General features: G+C 41.3%; 14 protein-coding genes. 1 reads left to right on the top strand and 13 read right to left on the bottom strand.

Annotated elements, in window-relative coordinates; all coding sequences use genetic code 11:
• Positions 1-13 precede the first annotated feature (13 nt).
• The 13 genes from PHR02_RS00770 to PHR02_RS00710 all read right to left on the bottom strand — a co-directional run bounded on the left by PHR02_RS00770 (position 14) and on the right by PHR02_RS00710 (position 16,058).
• Positions 14-568, bottom strand: a complete 555-nt coding sequence (locus PHR02_RS00770; RefSeq protein ID WP_299987547.1) for a cytochrome c3 family protein — start codon at positions 566-568, stop codon at positions 14-16.
• 19 nt (positions 569-587) lie between these two features.
• Complete coding sequence (locus PHR02_RS00765; RefSeq protein WP_299987544.1) at positions 588-1,223, bottom strand: NapC/NirT family cytochrome c; 636 nt, start codon at positions 1,221-1,223, stop codon at positions 588-590.
• A 165-nt stretch (positions 1,224-1,388) separates the two neighbouring features.
• A complete protein-coding gene (gene ccsA, locus PHR02_RS00760; RefSeq protein WP_299987541.1) occupies positions 1,389-4,604 on the bottom strand; it encodes a cytochrome c biogenesis protein CcsA in 3,216 nt (1,071 codons plus the stop codon).
• Between the two features lie 119 nt (positions 4,605-4,723).
• Complete coding sequence (locus tag PHR02_RS00755; protein ID WP_299987538.1) at positions 4,724-5,179, bottom strand: hypothetical protein; 456 nt, start codon at positions 5,177-5,179, stop codon at positions 4,724-4,726.
• Between the two features lie 29 nt (positions 5,180-5,208).
• On the bottom strand, positions 5,209-7,398 hold the full coding sequence (locus PHR02_RS00750; RefSeq protein WP_299987535.1) for a cytochrome c3 family protein: 2,190 nt from the start codon (positions 7,396-7,398) through the stop codon (positions 5,209-5,211).
• Positions 7,395-8,423 carry a 6-bladed beta-propeller gene (locus tag PHR02_RS00745; protein WP_299987532.1) on the bottom strand — a complete coding sequence of 343 codons (1,029 nt, stop codon included), beginning with the start codon at positions 8,421-8,423 and terminating at the stop codon, positions 7,395-7,397. The genes PHR02_RS00750 and PHR02_RS00745 overlap by 4 nt, the downstream gene beginning before the upstream one ends.
• Before the next feature lie 17 nt (positions 8,424-8,440).
• Entirely contained in the window at positions 8,441-10,123 is a 1,683-nt protein-coding gene (locus PHR02_RS00740) for a hypothetical protein (RefSeq protein ID WP_299987529.1), read from the bottom strand.
• Positions 10,124-10,168: 45 nt separating this feature from the next.
• Complete coding sequence (locus PHR02_RS00735) at positions 10,169-11,101, bottom strand: peptidylprolyl isomerase (protein WP_299987526.1); 933 nt, start codon at positions 11,099-11,101, stop codon at positions 10,169-10,171.
• A gap of 9 nt (positions 11,102-11,110) precedes the next feature.
• Entirely contained in the window at positions 11,111-12,181 is a 1,071-nt protein-coding gene (locus PHR02_RS00730) for a 6-bladed beta-propeller (RefSeq protein WP_299987525.1), read from the bottom strand.
• A gap of 115 nt (positions 12,182-12,296) precedes the next feature.
• Positions 12,297-13,037, bottom strand: a complete 741-nt coding sequence (locus PHR02_RS00725; RefSeq protein ID WP_299987522.1) for a cytochrome c3 family protein — start codon at positions 13,035-13,037, stop codon at positions 12,297-12,299.
• Between the two features lie 375 nt (positions 13,038-13,412).
• The gene (locus tag PHR02_RS00720; protein ID WP_299987519.1) at positions 13,413-14,384 is read right to left on the bottom strand and encodes a cytochrome c3 family protein; all 972 of its coding nucleotides are present in this window, start codon (positions 14,382-14,384) and stop codon (positions 13,413-13,415) included.
• Positions 14,385-14,441: 57 nt separating this feature from the next.
• Entirely contained in the window at positions 14,442-15,662 is a 1,221-nt protein-coding gene (locus PHR02_RS00715; protein WP_299987516.1) for a cytochrome c3 family protein, read from the bottom strand.
• Between the two features lie 48 nt (positions 15,663-15,710).
• Positions 15,711-16,058, bottom strand: coding sequence for a c-type cytochrome (locus tag PHR02_RS00710; protein ID WP_299987513.1), 348 nt, complete (start codon positions 16,056-16,058; stop codon positions 15,711-15,713).
• A gap of 192 nt (positions 16,059-16,250) precedes the next feature.
• On the opposite strand from PHR02_RS00710, the gene PHR02_RS00705 reads away from it, so the two are divergent.
• Positions 16,251-16,712, top strand: coding sequence for a hypothetical protein (locus PHR02_RS00705; RefSeq protein WP_299987510.1), 462 nt, complete (start codon positions 16,251-16,253; stop codon positions 16,710-16,712).
• Positions 16,713-17,035 lie beyond the last annotated feature (323 nt).

Here is a 17,035-nt window from a genome sequence, read left to right as displayed (position 1 = left end):
TCCTCTATGGAGATTAATGCTCATCATGTCCCATCTCAGGTAAAGTTGCTTCTGCATTAAACCGCCCTGCCGGACAGATGACATCCGTGACCGTATTTCGGATCAATTTTTCTTTATCAGCATGATGCGGACTGTGACATTTATTACAATCGATCTCTTTACCTCTGGCTGTGATACCGCCCAGAGGTTCATGACATTTATAGCACAACTCTCCAACCGTATGGGTCACAATTGCCGCAGGTTTGGAACGATTCGGTGCATGACAGACAGCGCAAGCACCCATAGCAAACGGGGGATGCGCATATTTTTTAATCGGTTTTAATGCTGCAGGAAGATAGGCCTCATTGATAACCTTAGTGGTCCCCGTATTGGCTTTGATATACGTTGCTGTAATCTTCTCCAAAGGGCGGTTGTCACCATGATAAGGGTGCATAAGATTCAGAGCAATATTTTGGCTGATAATGCCAAATCGCCCTAACTTTTCCCATCCTCCTACAACTGTCATTCCTAGGATAATAACAACTACTACTGTGATAGCTATGATTTTATTTTTTACGGATTGCGTCATTCTGTTTCTCTCCTGCATATCAGTTGGACTCAAAAGAATCAGGAAGAGCTTCCGGAGCCTCAGGAAGATGCTTTTCAATCTGATAATGCCCTACATGTTTGTGACAATCCACGCAGCGGGCCAGATCCCTTCCCTCATCACTTTGAACTACCAGTTTTTTAGCGAAATAGGCTTTATGAGCAGTGAACGCTTTTTTATTAGGACGCGTTCCTCTGAGGAGGTTTTCGTGACAATGGAGACATCCCGAATCATAAACCCAATTGCGCCGTTCATCTCTTTTTTCATGCCAATCGATCTTAGAGGTGTCGTGCGTCGATTCAACCCACACATCCCACATTCCGGTACGTGCTTTTTGTACCAAATACCCCAACGTAGATTCATGCGGTAAATGGCAATCGGCACATTTTGCAACGACGCCGCTCTCACCATACCCTCCGTGTACATCATTACGATAAGCTTCCGCCATTGGCTTCATTGAGTGGCAGGAGGAGCAAAAATTTACCCCCGATGTCTCTTTAACAGCAACAACCGTAACAAAGGAGATAATCATCCCTCCCAATACCCCTAAAGTAATTAAGACCGCCAGTCCCTTCCAGCCAAACCAAAACTTTTTGATCCCATTGCCTTCATTGTTATCTTTCACATTAAGCTCCATTTTAAAATTTTAATTAAATTGATTTTTTAATTATTGCACAATAAAATTTAAAAATAGATTAGAAAAGTGGTTAAAGATCATTATAATTTGTAATATGATATGTTTGTGATATATGGAGAGTAAATAGTAGGGTGGGCAGCATTGCTGCCCAAAAAAAGGAGAGGATTAACCCTCTGCTGTATTTGTATTTTTAAGACTTCCCGAAACTTTGTGACGGTTTTTTGATGCTAAAATGATCAATACTATCACAATAGCAACAGCATAATAAACCCATACCGGTACAGGTACCGGATCACCCGCCGCATAGGAGTGAAGACCGGAAAGGTAATAATTGACACCGAAGTAGGTCATGATAACCGAACTGTAAGCAACTACCGAAGCGACGGTAAATGAAAATACCGAATTAAGTTTAGGGATAAACCGAAGATGCACCACTGTCGCATAGACGAGTATCGTCACCAATGCCCATGTCTCTTTTGGATCCCAACCCCAGTAGCGTCCCCATGACTCGTTCGCCCATACACCTCCTAGAAAGTTTCCGACGGTCACAAGAGAGAGACCGATAATCATCGACATTTCACTAATACGGGTAGCCTCACGAATGCTAATGATGACTTGACGCTTTGTCTCATCGTTTTTAACTCGACCAAGCATAATAAACAAGACCAGTGATATAAGTCCCAATAATGCACTCAGTCCTAAAAAGCCATAGCTTGAAGTAATGATCGATACATGAATTGAGAGCCAGTATGATTTAAGTACCGGTACCAAATTAGTGATTTGTGGATCAAGCCAGTTAAGGTGCGCTACAAAAAGGGCAATACCGGAGAGTATTCCCGTCGATGCAATCGCAAATTCAGATTGGCGTGCAAACATGATCCCTGCTAAAATAATCGTCCATGCAATATATATCATCGACTCATACCCATCACTCCAAGGGGCATGGCCTGAAACATACCAGCGTAATCCGAGATTCGCCGTATGGGCAATAAAGCCGAGGACTAAAATTAATAAGACAATTTTTTGTACCTTATCCAAATTTAAAGACGGCTTGAAAAGGCGGGCAAAAATAAGTCCCAAAAGAATAAGCCCAGAGAGAAGATAAACAGGGATCAACCGTTCAAAAATAGAAAGTTTATTATAAAGTAGCTCCGCCTCTACCTTGAATTCAGAAGGATAGATCGTGGCTCCGTTAACTTTTTGGTAACCGATGATCATTTTAATAGCATCATTGGCAGTCCCCCAATTCCCTTTCTCAATCCCTTCGTTGACACCAACATAATTTTGTTGAAGAATCTGTGTGATTTTTTGGATATCCTCCGTAGGAAAAGATTTAATTGCTTCTCCGGGACTGTGCCATGTATTTGCTTTGTCTCCATCTAAAGGAAAAATCCGCATAAATTCACCTGAATAGACACTGTAAGCAATATTTAGTTTCTCATCAAGCTTAATCAACTCTTTATCAAACTCATCACGCTCAGCAGGGCGTTTTTGGATTGCCTCCTGAACAGCATCTCCTATCTTATACACACCCGCTTGATCAAGAACATCATTAAAAGCAATATATTTCTTTTCAGCATTAATACCAAGCATCGTTTTAATCTTAGGATGCTTGACTTTGATCATCGCAATCTTTTGCCAAAGGACTGGTTTGGATGCCATACCCAAAATCACTTGATTGTGTGAAAGCCCCATGATGGTATTTTGACCTGCCAGTTTATTAACAATTTCACTAGCCATAGAATCCATTGGCTTAATCCGGCCACCCGCATCCTGAACCAAAACCGTGCCGAAATTTTCTGCATAATCATAATTAAATTTTTTCACCGTATCAATAGCAGTGGAGAGATCCATACCCTGCTCTTTTTGATATTCCGCATACGCTTGTGCAGGCTGAGCAGAAAAAAGCCCGGCAAACAACACTAATCCCATAACAACAGAAGCAGCAGAGCGGTCATAGCGTGTACGTGCCAGTTTTCCAAAGCGACCATTAGGATTGAAAAAGTTTAAAAATAGCCCCAATGCCAACAATGCATACCCGATATAAGTTGGAATTTTTCCCGGATCATGGTTGACGGAGAGAACTGTCCCCATCTCATCTTTGTCGAATGAAGATTGGAAGAATTTATATCCGCCATGCTCAAGTGGGTTGTTCATAAAAATCCTAAAGGGGTCATTTTTCCCATTCGCAGGATCAATGAGTGTCACATGACTCTCATACGAAGAGGGGCTCATAGATCCTGGGTATTTCTCCATCACAAAATCATTTAGTTCAAGAGAAAATGGAAGCTCTATTTGTTTGGCTCCCCACTCCAATGAGATGTCAGCATCTCCCATACGGAAGGTCTCCGTAAAGCCCTTAAACCGTTTTCCCATACCCATTAGAGCCACTTCACGTTTCTCTCCATTATATTCAACTTCGACTACGAGAGCAGAAAGTTCTTGCCCTTGTATTTTCATGTCTACCTTCATAGATGCACGATACTCATCCTCTGGAATAACTTTTATCACACCATGAGAGAGCACTGATTTGGTTGCCATCTGCACACCATTAATCGTATAAAGATGACGTGCAGCAAATTCGCCTTCATTTCCGGCTGCTGCCCCCCCTGCTTGCTGATCATCCATACGCAACCAGCTTACATCGCGATTTGAGACAAAGCTAAAATGCCCCTCTTTTTCAGTAATAGCAATATAAGGACGTGCCGTATCGTGCTCTTTATCAAAATAGACGACCAATGGACCGATATCTACAAATTCACCCTTCCCGAGGAAAAACTTCTCCGGACCGCTAGGGGTAGGAATGACAAACATTACAACCGGCTTACCGGCAGGATCTTCAATGGCTGTTTTAGCCGCATTTTTAATAAACTCTTTGAAACGGATCGTAACCGGCTTGCCATCGATATCAAGCTGTTCGTTTAGATCCCCTTCACCAAGTCCGGCTGCATAAATCGATTTTTCAGCATGGTATTTTTGAGAACCTCGTACCGCATCGATCTGTAAAAATGGCTCAGAGGAGAGCATACGATTTTCACTCTCTCCCTCACGAATATGCATTACCCCTTCATATCCCATATAACGGGTCACACCTGAACCGATGAGAATCAGTAAAAACGCCGAGTGAAAAATAAACGTCGGAAGTTTTTTGAGAGTAAACATACGAAAACGGATGATATTCGCCACAATCCCAACTCCCAGCATTATCTGGATAAGTTCAAACCACTTAGCTCCATAAACTAACGCCCAAGAGGTTTCCGTCCCGTAGTCATTTTCGATGAAAGTAGCAACACCGCTTGCAATACCAAAGGTTAGTAATAATGCCACCATAAATGGCATTGAGACTAGAAATGCCCCGATTTTTTTGAGTTGATTCGGCATGAATCCCCTTTTGAAAATTTTAATAAACGGTTTATACCACGAATAAAGTAAACCTGTCGCATGAACTAACTAAAATAGAAAAAAATTATAATACTTGTCCGAAAAAGTGACGTAAAAGCCTATTTTCTCAGCTTCTCAAGTGGGGTTTGTTTTTCAGATAAAATCAAAGCATCATCGATTTTCCAACTTTTACCCTCTTTGACAAACTTGTAATGGATCGTGTAAAAAACTCTCGTCCACGGTTGACTTACTTCTTTGGTGACAATCTGAATATATCTGTAATCCCATATCTCATCCGTTACAACTTCAGCCGTAGATTCCTTTATATCAAAGGAATTGAATCTAATATTTTTGATACGGGCATCCATAAAATAGTTATTCTCATGCCACGATTTAAACCAGATAAATAGTTTTTTTCCCCGTTTCTCAGTTATTATTGGTTTTAGATAATCAATATTATCTTTTTTAGACGCTTCGATAACCCCTTTACTGTACAAATGAACCAACCCTTTAAGATGAACGTGATCGAACTCATCGGCTTGTACCGTACTCACTATAAAAAATAAAGTAATCACAACCACTTTAAACAAATTAATAAATATCATCAAGGGACTGCCTCATATCCGGTAATAGCAGCTTTATGACATCCTCCATTACTGCCACTTCCACAATTCACAGTAGCAGGATAATAGGAAGCATTGCTTCGTTTAAACTCGGTAAGAGGATCATACGGTACCGTTTCAACACGTTTATACTGTGTCAACTTCAGTGAATTTCCCCCATAATTATACGGTTCCGGAAAATTACTGTACCCCATAAGACGTGATAGAGGTGACCCATGAGGAACTGCCACATGACAATTTACGCATACAACATTCGTAAATTGTCTTCCACCTGATTTAAATTGGTGGATAGGAACATCCTGAGTTTCATGACAATTTTGGCAAAATAGATCTGGACTAACTGCTAATGCAGCATCTATGTTCCATAAAACACCGCTTGGTGCCTTTGGCCAGTACTTACCAACTCCTTTTAACATATATGATTTATTTGAACCGTGAGGTCCTTTTGGATCCGTGCCGATTTCATCATCAGCACCATGACAATCAGAACAATACATCGTCTGATTACCGACATTTGTATTCCAAGGTGCCTTCATTCGTGTTGCCTGAAGTGGTCCGACATGACGACCAGCAGCTGTAACTGAAGTACTCCTACTTGACAAATCCCACATCTGATTTATTGTCATAACAACCGGATGGGCAGATCGATTGTAAGGATTAAATTCCCATGCCTGATCGGTAACATACTTCTCTGCAGCTGAATATCCCGCACCGCTAAGAAGATGAGTCGTTACCGGTGATCGGATTCCATTTACATCATTTGTATAGTTTCCTGTCCCCCCTAACCCCCAATACGAATGACATTTAAAACAAATCTGATACTCTTTAGTCGAACTTTGCACAGTAACAAATTCAGTCTGCGGCAAAGTCCATCTACTTGGCCAACTACTAGGCATCGAAATATCCACTCCCGTCACTCCGCGCAATGCTCCCGATACGGCATTGGATGGAATGTCTGGATAATAGGAATTTGGAATTGCGGATATAACATGATTCCCTTTTTGTGCCTGATGGGGATTATGACAATCGGTACATTCCGCATGTTTATTAAGCGACCAATCAACGCCGGGTTCACTCAGAGTACTCGTTGCCGCCCCAAAAAAGACGTCGAGATTCGTATGTTTTCCGCTTGTAGCGACCGGATGCTTGTAACTCCTACTCAATAGCGACTGAATGTTTTTCCCTCCCGCTGCCGGATTACTACCATGACAGGGAGCTGTAGAGACCGTTCCTGCTGCCCCTTGAAAACAAGTTTGTTCTTCAACTTTACGAAGCAGGTATGGTGAGCCCTCCCCTTTATGAGGGGTATGACAGTTGATGCACCCTAGAGATCCGTAATCCAATGTCCCATATTTCGCATGGACGTCCGGATCCGTATAATTGACTGCTGTCATCCCAGGATTGTGTGCAGCGAGAAATTCCCAGTTTGTTTTTTCATGGCAGCTTGTACAAACCGAATTCGTTGCAACAGCATGTGATGTTCCGACGGGTGGTGTGTAATAGAGAAATTTATTATTGGTTGAATGAGGATCATGACACGAGGAGCATTCGACGTATTTATCTGAACCGTATTTGTAAAGACGTGACTTCTCTGAAGCCTCAACAGTAGGGATGGGTGCAAGCTCCATCCCTCGTGTTGTACCATCACCAAACGCTTTTTCATTTCCAATGCGAGTATCATAAATAAACCCAACAGGATGGTGGTTTTTGAGATTAATACCAAAATTAACCGCAGTTGGAAGAGAACCGCTCATGTCAGCTATCGTCTGATTTTGCTGTCCACGTAGAACACTTAATGTTCCAACTGCAACCGTCCCGTCATGACAGCTCAAACACGCCCGCGACAATATTCCCGGTTCCCCCTGATTCACCCCCAAATTTTTGGGGCGGTTGGTCTCAAAATTATCGATGTAGCTCATTCTGCGGAGATAATCACTGTTATACATCTCATACGACGTAGCAGGAGCATTTTGATTCCATAATGGAATACGATTGGTAGCAGAACCATGCGGAACATGACAAAAAACGCAAATTTCCTGCTCACTGGACGAATGAGTTGTGCCAGTTACATTGGAAACAGAAAGATTGTGTTTGGTTGAGATAATTCCCGCAGGAGCGGAACACGATATCGCCAGTAGAGAAACCATTAGCAATAGTGAAGGTAATTTCATGGAGTACTCCTAGTCACTGAATCGGGAAGCCTTTTAATGATCTGCACCCGCATATTAAGAGAATCGGCGATATAAAGCGATCCATGCGAATCAATAGCAATATCTTTTGGTGCCGAGAACTGCCCTTTACCTTCACCGTATCCGCCGATTACCATCAGCAGTTCTCCCTGCTGATTAAAAATTTCGATTACATTAAACAGCGTATCAGCGACATAGATATTATTGTCTTTATCCACCGCAATACCACGTGGATTAGCGAAATCACCGATCTGATCCCCAAGTTGACCGAATTTTCGAATAAAATTCCCCTCACAATCAAGAATCTGAACACGATGGTTCATTGAATCGACCACAAGAAGATTCCCCTCTCTACCCACAGCAATGTAAGTTGGATGGTTGAACTCACCATCTCCACCCCCCTCTTTGCCGATTGTTTTAATCAACGCACCATCTGATGAGTAGCTCTGCACCACACCGGCTAGCGTGTCAACAACGTAGAGACGTTGACGTGTAGAATCATACGTTATTCCCGTAGGTCGTTGCAGTGTATCGTCTTCACCGATTATACGGAGGGTCTCCCCTTCTTGAGAAAGGACAAATACCCGCCTAAGGACCGAATCAGCCACGTATATAGCCCCTTTTTCATCGGTAACAACATCGACCGGTGAAGCAAATAATCTCTCTCCGGCACCGGCAAAAACTTCCATATTATTATTAATAGGATCAAAAACGAATACTCTCTGTTCACCCGTATCGACGACATAAATTTTCCCGTTAGCATCAACATGCAAACCAAATGGAGCATTTAACACTCTCTCCTCTTCTCCCAGGAGAAAGTTCCATATTTTTGCAAAAAAACTTTTTGTAATTTTCAAATCTTCCGCTTTTCCAACGCTACGATCGTATTCAAAACGTTCCTGATCAGGTGGAGCAGGCCAAACAATTCGCTCAGTTGGTGTTGTTGCATGTAGTGTCAATGTGCTCCATACCAGAAGTGACGCTGTAGCTATACCTATTTTTTTCATACGAATGGCTCCTTTTCTCAAAATGGGCGAGATGCCCGAATAAATAAATTTTTATTGATCATCTCCGGTATATCTGCACCGCTGCTGACCGACATCTTAGCTCCTGTTACAATAGTTACACTTCGCAACTGGTAATTAATCCCCAAAAATATCCCGTAATTTGTTAAGTCATAACTCATATCACGCGATACATTGGCACCTGACGTCCACATGAGTGAGTCCATAAGTTGATAGTTAAAACTAATATCGGCATGCGGATATAAACGCGTTGTTACAAGATCAGTATATCGGTTACGTGAATAGGTAACGCCGGCATTACTACTAAATTGACCTTGAAAGCCGATGGATGAATTATAGCGTACACTAGAATCCATCCCCACCGATTCCATCTCTAGCACCTGTGTCTCCTCCGTATCTGGAAGATTTATCGTTGTTTCCTCTCTGGTGTAAAATCCGCTTACTGAATATCCGAACTTCCCATAATTATCGCTAATACCCATATTGCCCGAAAAACGGACAGTATCATCTGCTCCACTCAACACATAATAGTTTGCAGCAGCAAATACCCGTGTGTTGGAGGAACCAAACTGTTTCGAGACATTGGTCCCGATTGTCGTTCCATAACTGGTTAAATCAGAATTAGCTGTACTATTGAGTTCATTAGTTAACTGCTGCATCCGAGCCACAAGACTTGCACTCGTACTAACAATCAGATTATTTTCAAACTGCTTGGTATGAGTACCTCCTGCTGAGACCATTGTGAGCTTAGAGACATAGTTATCAGAGTTACTTTGAAAATAGCTGACACTCTGATTCGTCGATAGTTCGGGAGTTATCATGTACATCGAATTAAAAGCTGCGTTAAAATTAGTGTAATCATTCCCAGCTGCACTCATTTTAGATCCAAATAGTAAACCGCTGGCAATAAATTTATCGTTTGGACGCCACTGGACGTTTCCACCGGCTGATACTGTCGATAAATCCGAATAGGAGCTAGTATAATACGAGCCATTTGTCCCAATGTTCCACTCTTTATTCGGGTGCCAAGTGTAATCCGCCCGTATTTCCTCTCCTCTATCGCTCCAGTCATCTCTTATGGCACTATATTTGTCATCGCGAATATAATTACGGTTGAATTCGGAGAGCGAAACCCGAAATCCACTAGTAGGATCTTGTTTGGAGATATTGAGACGAAAATTCTGATTGTCACGTACTTCGACCGAATATGGATCAGTACGGTCCATTGTTGATGTGTCCAAAGCGTAAGAGAGATCGAACGATCGTGTTCGCAGCGATCCGTTAATCCCGTACCGTTCACTTGTCTGATTAGTTGTCAGCGTCGCGATCGAATCACTACTTGAATAGGGACTTGAGGTCTTTTCAGCCGAAAGCGTAAATGGATAATCAGAAGAGTTAAGAAAAGAAAGATCCGTACGATAGGTACTATTTTTAGAATTTGCGCTTGTCGTATAGTCTCCATTATCTGTTTTGAGATCATTCATAGCTATTCCGTACTGTAAATCGTATTTAAGTAATTTCGGGCTGTAGATGTAATCACGAAATCCAAGCATATAGTTTTGGGTAAATGAAGAACGGGTCGAATCGTAATCGGAATCAGATGAAAATTGATCCTCAGCGTAACCATATTCAATGTTACCGTAAAAATTCTGACCTCCAAACACAGGTAAAGCAATGATCATAACTACGCAGGCCCATCCCGATTTTTTCCCCATTAATCAGCTCTATTATGGGCTATTTTTGATGACGGCATTTTTGCGTAATTCAGCTAGCATAACTTCTTTACGCTCCAACTCGCGTTCATCAATAAGCTCGGTTTTCATTTTAACTTTGACATCATCATACGAATATTGGTGAGCCTCTTTTTTGTCATCAAATCGAATGATAAAATACCCCTCCTTCGATTCGAGTATCTTGCTCATTTCCCCTTTTTTCATTAAAAATACTTTTTTTTCTACTTCTGCACTTTGGAGTATGCCACGATGAATATATCCCATTTCTCCACCTTTGACACGACTCATGGCAGTCGAATATTTATAGGCAACGTCACCGAAAGGGATACCGCTTTTAATTTTTGAATACGCTTCACCAATTTTTGCTTTTGCTTCGGCTTTACTTTTAGAATCTTTTGGATCAACCTCTCTGAATATGAGAGCAATTTTAATTTTTTCGGGTTCACGGTATTTTTGGCGATTTTCTTCATACATACGCTTTAGTTCACTCTCAGTAACTGAGTATCGAATCCGTTTTTCATAGAGCTTTTGGATCATTTTTTCACGTTCTATTTCTCGGCGAAACTCCAGTAATGAGATACCTGCTTCTCTCAGAGTTTTATCAAAATTTTTCCGACCCCCGAATGACTGGATATACGCCTTCTCATACTCGACAAGTTCAAGATCAGAAACATCAATTTTTTCAGCTAGTGCTTTTTGATAAAATAGCTCTTTGGTAATCAGATTATCAAGCGCATCTTTCTTAAGTTTATTTTTTTTCTCTTCATTTACACCGCCGTGATAAGAGGCTGATGGAAGTAAAGCCTTTAATTCCCGCTCTACCTCTTTTTTAGTAATTGCCTTTCCATTCACTGTTGCAACCACTGTTTTTACTTCTACGGCTGAAAGCGAGAGACATACCATAATCCATAATAGTATTTTTTTCACCGTTACCCTTTACTGCTGCTTGAGCTTTTGATATTCATTAGGATTCTCTTTTTTCCATTTTTCACTGATATACTGAAAAACCTGAACCCGTCCACTAAACACTTCGGCAATAATCAGGCGATCATGTTCATCAAATGAAAGTCCTGCAGGAAGTTGAAACTGCACCGGTCCTGTCCCAGGGGTACCAAAGAATAAGAGCAGTTCACCTTTATCATTAAATACCTGGACATTATTAAACGCGGCATCTACGACATAAATATGCCCGTCACTGTCGACGCCAACCCCTTTTGGACGGGCAAACATTCCCGCTTTGTCCCCAACCTCGCCAAATTTTCCAAGAAACTTACCGTCTTTATCCAGTATCTGTATCCGAAAGTTCTGGGTATCGCAAACGATAACATTCCCATTACGGTTATCAATCGCAATATTTGTCGGATAGTTAAATTCTCCGTCTCCGTCTCCCCGTTTTCCAATCGTTGAAACTAGCTGACCTGCCAGAGAAAAAACCTTGATATTATGCGCTAAAGTATCCACAACATAGAGAAGCCCCAAATCCGAATTTACCGAAATTCCGCTTGGTCGGTAAAACTCATCTTTCATCCCATACGCTGATTTAAAGGTCCCATTTTGATCGTATGAATGAACCCGCTTAAGTACCGTATCGGAAACATAAAGCGTCCCATCTTTTGAAAATGCGACATCAACCGGCATCACGAGCTTCCCTACGGGCTGATCACCAATCAGAGAAACCTTCTTCTTTTTTGGATCAATAACGAAAACTGCCGCACTTCCAGTATCAGCAACATATATCCGTCCTCCAAAACCGCCCACACCATAAGGTTTCTTAATGTTTTTACCAACATCAATCTGCGTATCACCTATCAGGACATCCAAAGCATTTGGACCTTGGACAAATGTCGATTCTCCCCTATAAGCATCAATAAAAACCAACCTAGGCTCTTCGGGCGCCGGGGGAATGATGATACTGTGACGAGGCTCGACTTTATCAATCGCACATCCTCCCATAACTGTTATGGCTACAATCGCTACCATAATCTGTGAAAGACAGTGTAATCGCATGATACTTGATCCTTTTCTCCTAATTATACCGCATCTGCCGATCCATCATCTATAAAAATATAGCGATATCTTTATAGATCATCGATCCGAAGAGCGACCCCCTAAAGGGTTGCTTTTATCGGTCGTGACAACTAGTACAAAGTGCACTATTTGTATTTGCCGTACGGAGAAACATCGCATTTGTTTCGTGAGGATCGTGACAAGTGCTACACTCTACTTTATTACTGCGAAGTACACTTGCGATGGTTACTGTTCCAATCATACTAGTCGTTACTTTCAGTCCAGCTGTACCCGGCGTATAAATAACACCTATCGGGTGATCATTACGAAGATCTTTTCCAATATTTGAAACACCGTTCGTCGTTGCCGTAGCCATATTTAAAATAGTGCCGGCAGCTTTAGACTGACCTGTTGGGTATAGAAATGCCCGTAAATCAGCCGTCGTAGCGCCACCACTAATATCAACCCACTGTCCTGAACCGGGAGCATTGATAACAGAGTTTATCGCACTGACCCCATCGTGACAGCTTAGACATGCTTTTGAGACATCACCCGGCTGATCGATAGTTGTGCCGCCAGCAACAGTCGTTCCTCCATTGTACAGCGTAAAGGCAGCTGTATCCATATTCGCTTTATTCCAGATCGGTGCTCCGGCAAAACCGGTATTCGATCCGTGCGGAGTATGACAATAGACACACACATCCCCACTCGTACCATCCGACGACTTAATGCCCGACGTTGTACTCGTCCCCGACAAATTATGTTTCGTTAGAACAATTCCTGGTGCAGCATTAGCACTAACCCCCATTACTGCCAACAATACAACAGATCGCATTACTTTTCCAAAGGTTACCATTGCGTACCTCCCTGAATATTTTTGTAACCCAATTGTAATGCTATATCCCTTAAGTGTTAATTAAGTTTATACCATTACTACCTATCAATAATATTACATACCGTTATATGATACTAAAATGTGATATTATAAATATAAATATATAGCTTGTTAATTTGAATAAAATGGCTTTGCTAGCACCTAAGCACTTCTATTTGCAACCACGCAGAGAATGTACGAGAAGCGTGAGTGCCTTGTTTTGTCGAGGTATAAACAAAATAAATCAAGCGAATAGAAAATTAGTTATGAAAGAAATAGTATACGTCTTTTAATACAAAAGATTCTTCTCAAAATAGAGAAAAAAAAGATTAGATAACGGTAAAATTTATTTAAAATTTACTTTTGGTGACAACGAGAACAGATACTAAAGGCGGTTTTCCCTTTTGAACGCAAAAGAAATATCCCCTCAGACCCATGGGGATCATGACATCCTGAACAAACCAGCTCTCTTCCCGGACGAGAAGGATCAGGCTTACCCTGAGTAGGATGTGATTTATCACGGATAAAGCTGCTGATGACATGAGCACCGTTGGCTTTCTCGGAGTGACAGGTCGTACACAAATCCCATAATGGTTTACGGGTGAAAAAGAGCTCATTAGAGGAATGCGGATTGTGACAACGATTACAGCGTCCATCCCGTACCGGACCGTGTTCTGATTTTCGTGCGAACCATACCTCTTTGATATTTTCATGGCAATTGAAGCAGCGTTCCATAATCGGATCAGGTGCAGAGAACTTCGAGATACCCTCTCCTGCATTATATTCTCCCGATTGTCCGGTGTGACATTCAGTACAAAGCCAGTTGACTGCAGGTGCGTGGGACTTTGCACGATTAACAAGATTTTTATGGCATTGATAACAAGTAGAATCTTCCGCATTTTCTGGAATCACGTATTTCGCCGTATTAGAAATCATGTTATGACATTTTTTACATAACTGCTCATCTTTATCCGTATGAAAAGTGTGTTTTCGGTATCCTGAGGGTTCTTCGTTAACTCCTCCGAAAAGCTCCGCGCGAAAATAAACCTCTACGGTTTTACTCTCTTTAACATCCGTTCCTTTATACGCTATGACACTAATCGAATTGTTCCCCATTTTCGCTTTCATCGACTGACAATAGATCAACTTCTCTTTTTTGATATCTCGGTGAAACTCACGCCCCATTCCATCCACAAACACCACTTTGCTCACTTCCGGATTGGTTACTTTGACCACAACATTAATTTCACTCTCTTCAATAACAGTTTTAACCAGAGGACGGATAATTTCAAGAGATGCCGCGTGGAGAGAAAAGGATGTAATCATCATGAAAAAAGGGATAAACAGAAGGGGGAAATACCCCCCTCTAAAAAAAGGGGGATACATTTATTTTAGATTCTCAATCGGCTTTTCACGATCATATCCTCGACGCGCATGGCAAGCCGGTGCGCATGATCCACCGGCAGGTGTTTCAATGTATCGAATTGGAAAGTTAATCGCACCAAAGCTTGTTTTAGTCCGTAAATGGTGCGGATATTCTTTGGTTCCGTGGAAATCATGACAGGCACGACAAGAGCGCCCTTTATCTTTGTTAACATGAACAAAGTGCATATTTTTTTCACCATTTCTGAAGTTTGTTGCTGTCGTCGTCATTTCATTCTGAATTTTTGATGGTTCATGACACTCGAAACAAATATAACTTTTTTCGTCAAATTTTGCATAAAATGTTTCCGGAAACGGTTTTTTCAACATTCTTAAGTTATCAGAACCATGCGGATTATGACATGCGGCACAGTCACCCCAAAGAATCGGCCCGTGATGATCCGGATTATCTTTAAGGTGCTTATCCATATTGGTCAACTTACTTCCCTCTGCTGCCATTTTATCATTGTGACACGATAAGCAAAGATCTTTAGTTGTATCTTTTTTCAACATTTTAGGTGCCCCATTTCCATGAGGGTCATGACACTCTTGACATTGCTTTGGACGGTCCATTGCACCATGTTTGTGAGTTACCGTAGCAATATGCTCTTTTTTATCGACATGACACATAAGACACAAATCTTTTTTTCCATCGGCTTTTAGCTGAAATTTAAAATTTTCCGTGTGTGGATCATGACAATTGGTACACTGATCTTGAACCGGCGGATGGATATTTTTGGTCGATTTAAGAAAATGTCCTTTATCCGCATGACATGATGTACACAACTGATTAATGCTTGAAAAACGGAGTAATTTCACATTCTCTGACTCATGCGGGTCATGGCACGCGGTACACGCACCTGCACCGACAGGACCATGAATGTATTTCTTTGTATCTTTACCTTCATGACATTGATTACACAGATCAGGCATATCCATTTTCAAAGCGCCACTTTTAGCATCTTTTTCAGTATGGCAAAAAGAACAATCTTTATCGGCTTTTGCCATCTCATACGGGGGATGAACAACAGTTTTACCACTTTTTAAATGCGGTTCAAAAACTGGACGTTCATCTGCAGTAGGAGCTCCTTTGGCAGGATCACTCTCTGCACTCGCCAAAACAGCAAACATTAGCCCAGCCACTGCCGCAAGAGCTATTGCTGTTGTTCTCATTCGTTTACGCATAAACTATCTCCACTTCTTTTTTAAATAAACTACTGTCCGCTAAACGGATTAAAAATCGACACGCATAAACGCTTGAATCATATATCGAGCTAATGAGCGGTATTCCTCTTCATACAGATTTCCTATTTTCATAAGCTGAGGACGCATCATGGCATCACGTTCTGGATAAATGATCGGTTGTCCTTGCCCTTTTAGATAAGAGACAAGTGCATTTTCGTTTCCACTATAACGGATACCAATTGTTCGGATCGAGGGTCCGATCATATCGACATCATTAGCATGGCACATTACGCAGCCGCGTTCATTAAAAATAGTGGCACCTTTAGAATTATCAACTGCTTCTAAAAGAGATAAGCCCGCCATTAAAAAAACAAATATTAAAACTTTTTTGATCATCGCTGACTCCGAATTGTCAATTATTATAAATTATAATCTAATTTGACTATTCTTTAATGAGTACATCTTATCACAATTAACTAAATAATGTCAATAAACGCTATCAACTCGAGGTTGATTTGATTAAAAGTGTAACCAAAAGTTTTAAGTCATACATGCTACTATTCTGTACTCAAAAAAGAAGGAAAACAAATGATTCGACGTCATACTCTTACAATCGGACTAAGTGCATGTTTCATCCTAAGCGGATGTGGTGATAAAATCGAAGAGGCAAATCAGGTACCAGAAACAGCCGCTGTGGAATCTCCAGCACCGGTTCAGCAACCGACAGCTAATCAGTCGATGATCCAACATACAGATGGTGAACTTAGCGTAGCCGATCTTTTTGCAAAGAAAAATGAACTAAACGGAAAAGTGATCACCCTGCATGGTAATGTTGTCAAAGTTTCTGAAGGCATTATGAAGAAGAACTGGATCCATATCCAAGACGGTACCGGAGATGCAGAGACAAATGATATTGTCTTTACTTCAGAAACCCAATCAGCAAATGTAGGTGATCATATCATCGCAAAAGGGACTGTAGCAACTGATAAAGATTTTGGTTACGGTTATTTTTATCCTGTGATTGTAGAAGAAGCAACATTTTCAAAATAAGTAAATCGCAAGAGGGTAATAAACCCCTCTTGAATAAGTAACTATCAAAATGGTAATCAATTAATTTTACGTATGTGTTGAGAGTGCCAGAGGGTGACGAATTCTCTGGCGGAAAGCTTAACATAAGGAGAATGCTTAGGGCGCAAAGGCCCTAATAGAAAACAGTTCTAAAACCCGAGAGGGAATTAGAATTTCAAAGAAGCGATAATACGGAGAGAATCTGTATCAACAGTTTTTACACCAACATTATTTTCTTTTTCATATTGGGTATAAATTGCAGTCAAACCAAGTGGTCCAACTTTACCAGATGCAACAACATCCCA

This window comes from Sulfuricurvum sp., assembly GCF_028688295.1.
Lineage (GTDB): Bacteria > Campylobacterota > Campylobacteria > Campylobacterales > Sulfurimonadaceae > Sulfuricurvum.
This window is presented reverse-complemented; position numbering and strand designations above follow the sequence as displayed.

What these genes read in the sequence shown, in the direction of transcription:
- PHR02_RS00770 (WP_299987547.1), bottom strand. Translation starts at nt 568, where the DNA reads ATGACGCAATCCGTAAAAAATAAAATCATAGCTATCACAGTAGTAGTT.
- PHR02_RS00765 (WP_299987544.1), bottom strand. Translation starts at nt 1,223, where the DNA reads ATGGAGCTTAATGTGAAAGATAACAATGAAGGCAATGGGATCAAAAAG.
- ccsA (WP_299987541.1), bottom strand. Translation starts at nt 4,604, where the DNA reads ATGCCGAATCAACTCAAAAAAATCGGGGCATTTCTAGTCTCAATGCCA.
- PHR02_RS00750 (WP_299987535.1), bottom strand. Translation starts at nt 7,398, where the DNA reads ATGAAATTACCTTCACTATTGCTAATGGTTTCTCTACTGGCGATATCG.
- PHR02_RS00745 (WP_299987532.1), bottom strand. Translation starts at nt 8,423, where the DNA reads ATGAAAAAAATAGGTATAGCTACAGCGTCACTTCTGGTATGGAGCACA.
- PHR02_RS00740 (WP_299987529.1), bottom strand. Translation starts at nt 10,123, where the DNA reads ATGATCATTGCTTTACCTGTGTTTGGAGGTCAGAATTTTTACGGTAAC.
- PHR02_RS00730 (WP_299987525.1), bottom strand. Translation starts at nt 12,181, where the DNA reads ATGCGATTACACTGTCTTTCACAGATTATGGTAGCGATTGTAGCCATA.
- PHR02_RS00725 (WP_299987522.1), bottom strand. Translation starts at nt 13,037, where the DNA reads ATGGTAACCTTTGGAAAAGTAATGCGATCTGTTGTATTGTTGGCAGTA.
- PHR02_RS00720 (WP_299987519.1), bottom strand. Translation starts at nt 14,384, where the DNA reads ATGATGATTACATCCTTTTCTCTCCACGCGGCATCTCTTGAAATTATC.
- PHR02_RS00715 (WP_299987516.1), bottom strand. Translation starts at nt 15,662, where the DNA reads ATGCGTAAACGAATGAGAACAACAGCAATAGCTCTTGCGGCAGTGGCT.
- PHR02_RS00710 (WP_299987513.1), bottom strand. Translation starts at nt 16,058, where the DNA reads ATGATCAAAAAAGTTTTAATATTTGTTTTTTTAATGGCGGGCTTATCT.
- PHR02_RS00705 (WP_299987510.1), top strand. Translation starts at nt 16,251, where the DNA reads ATGATTCGACGTCATACTCTTACAATCGGACTAAGTGCATGTTTCATC.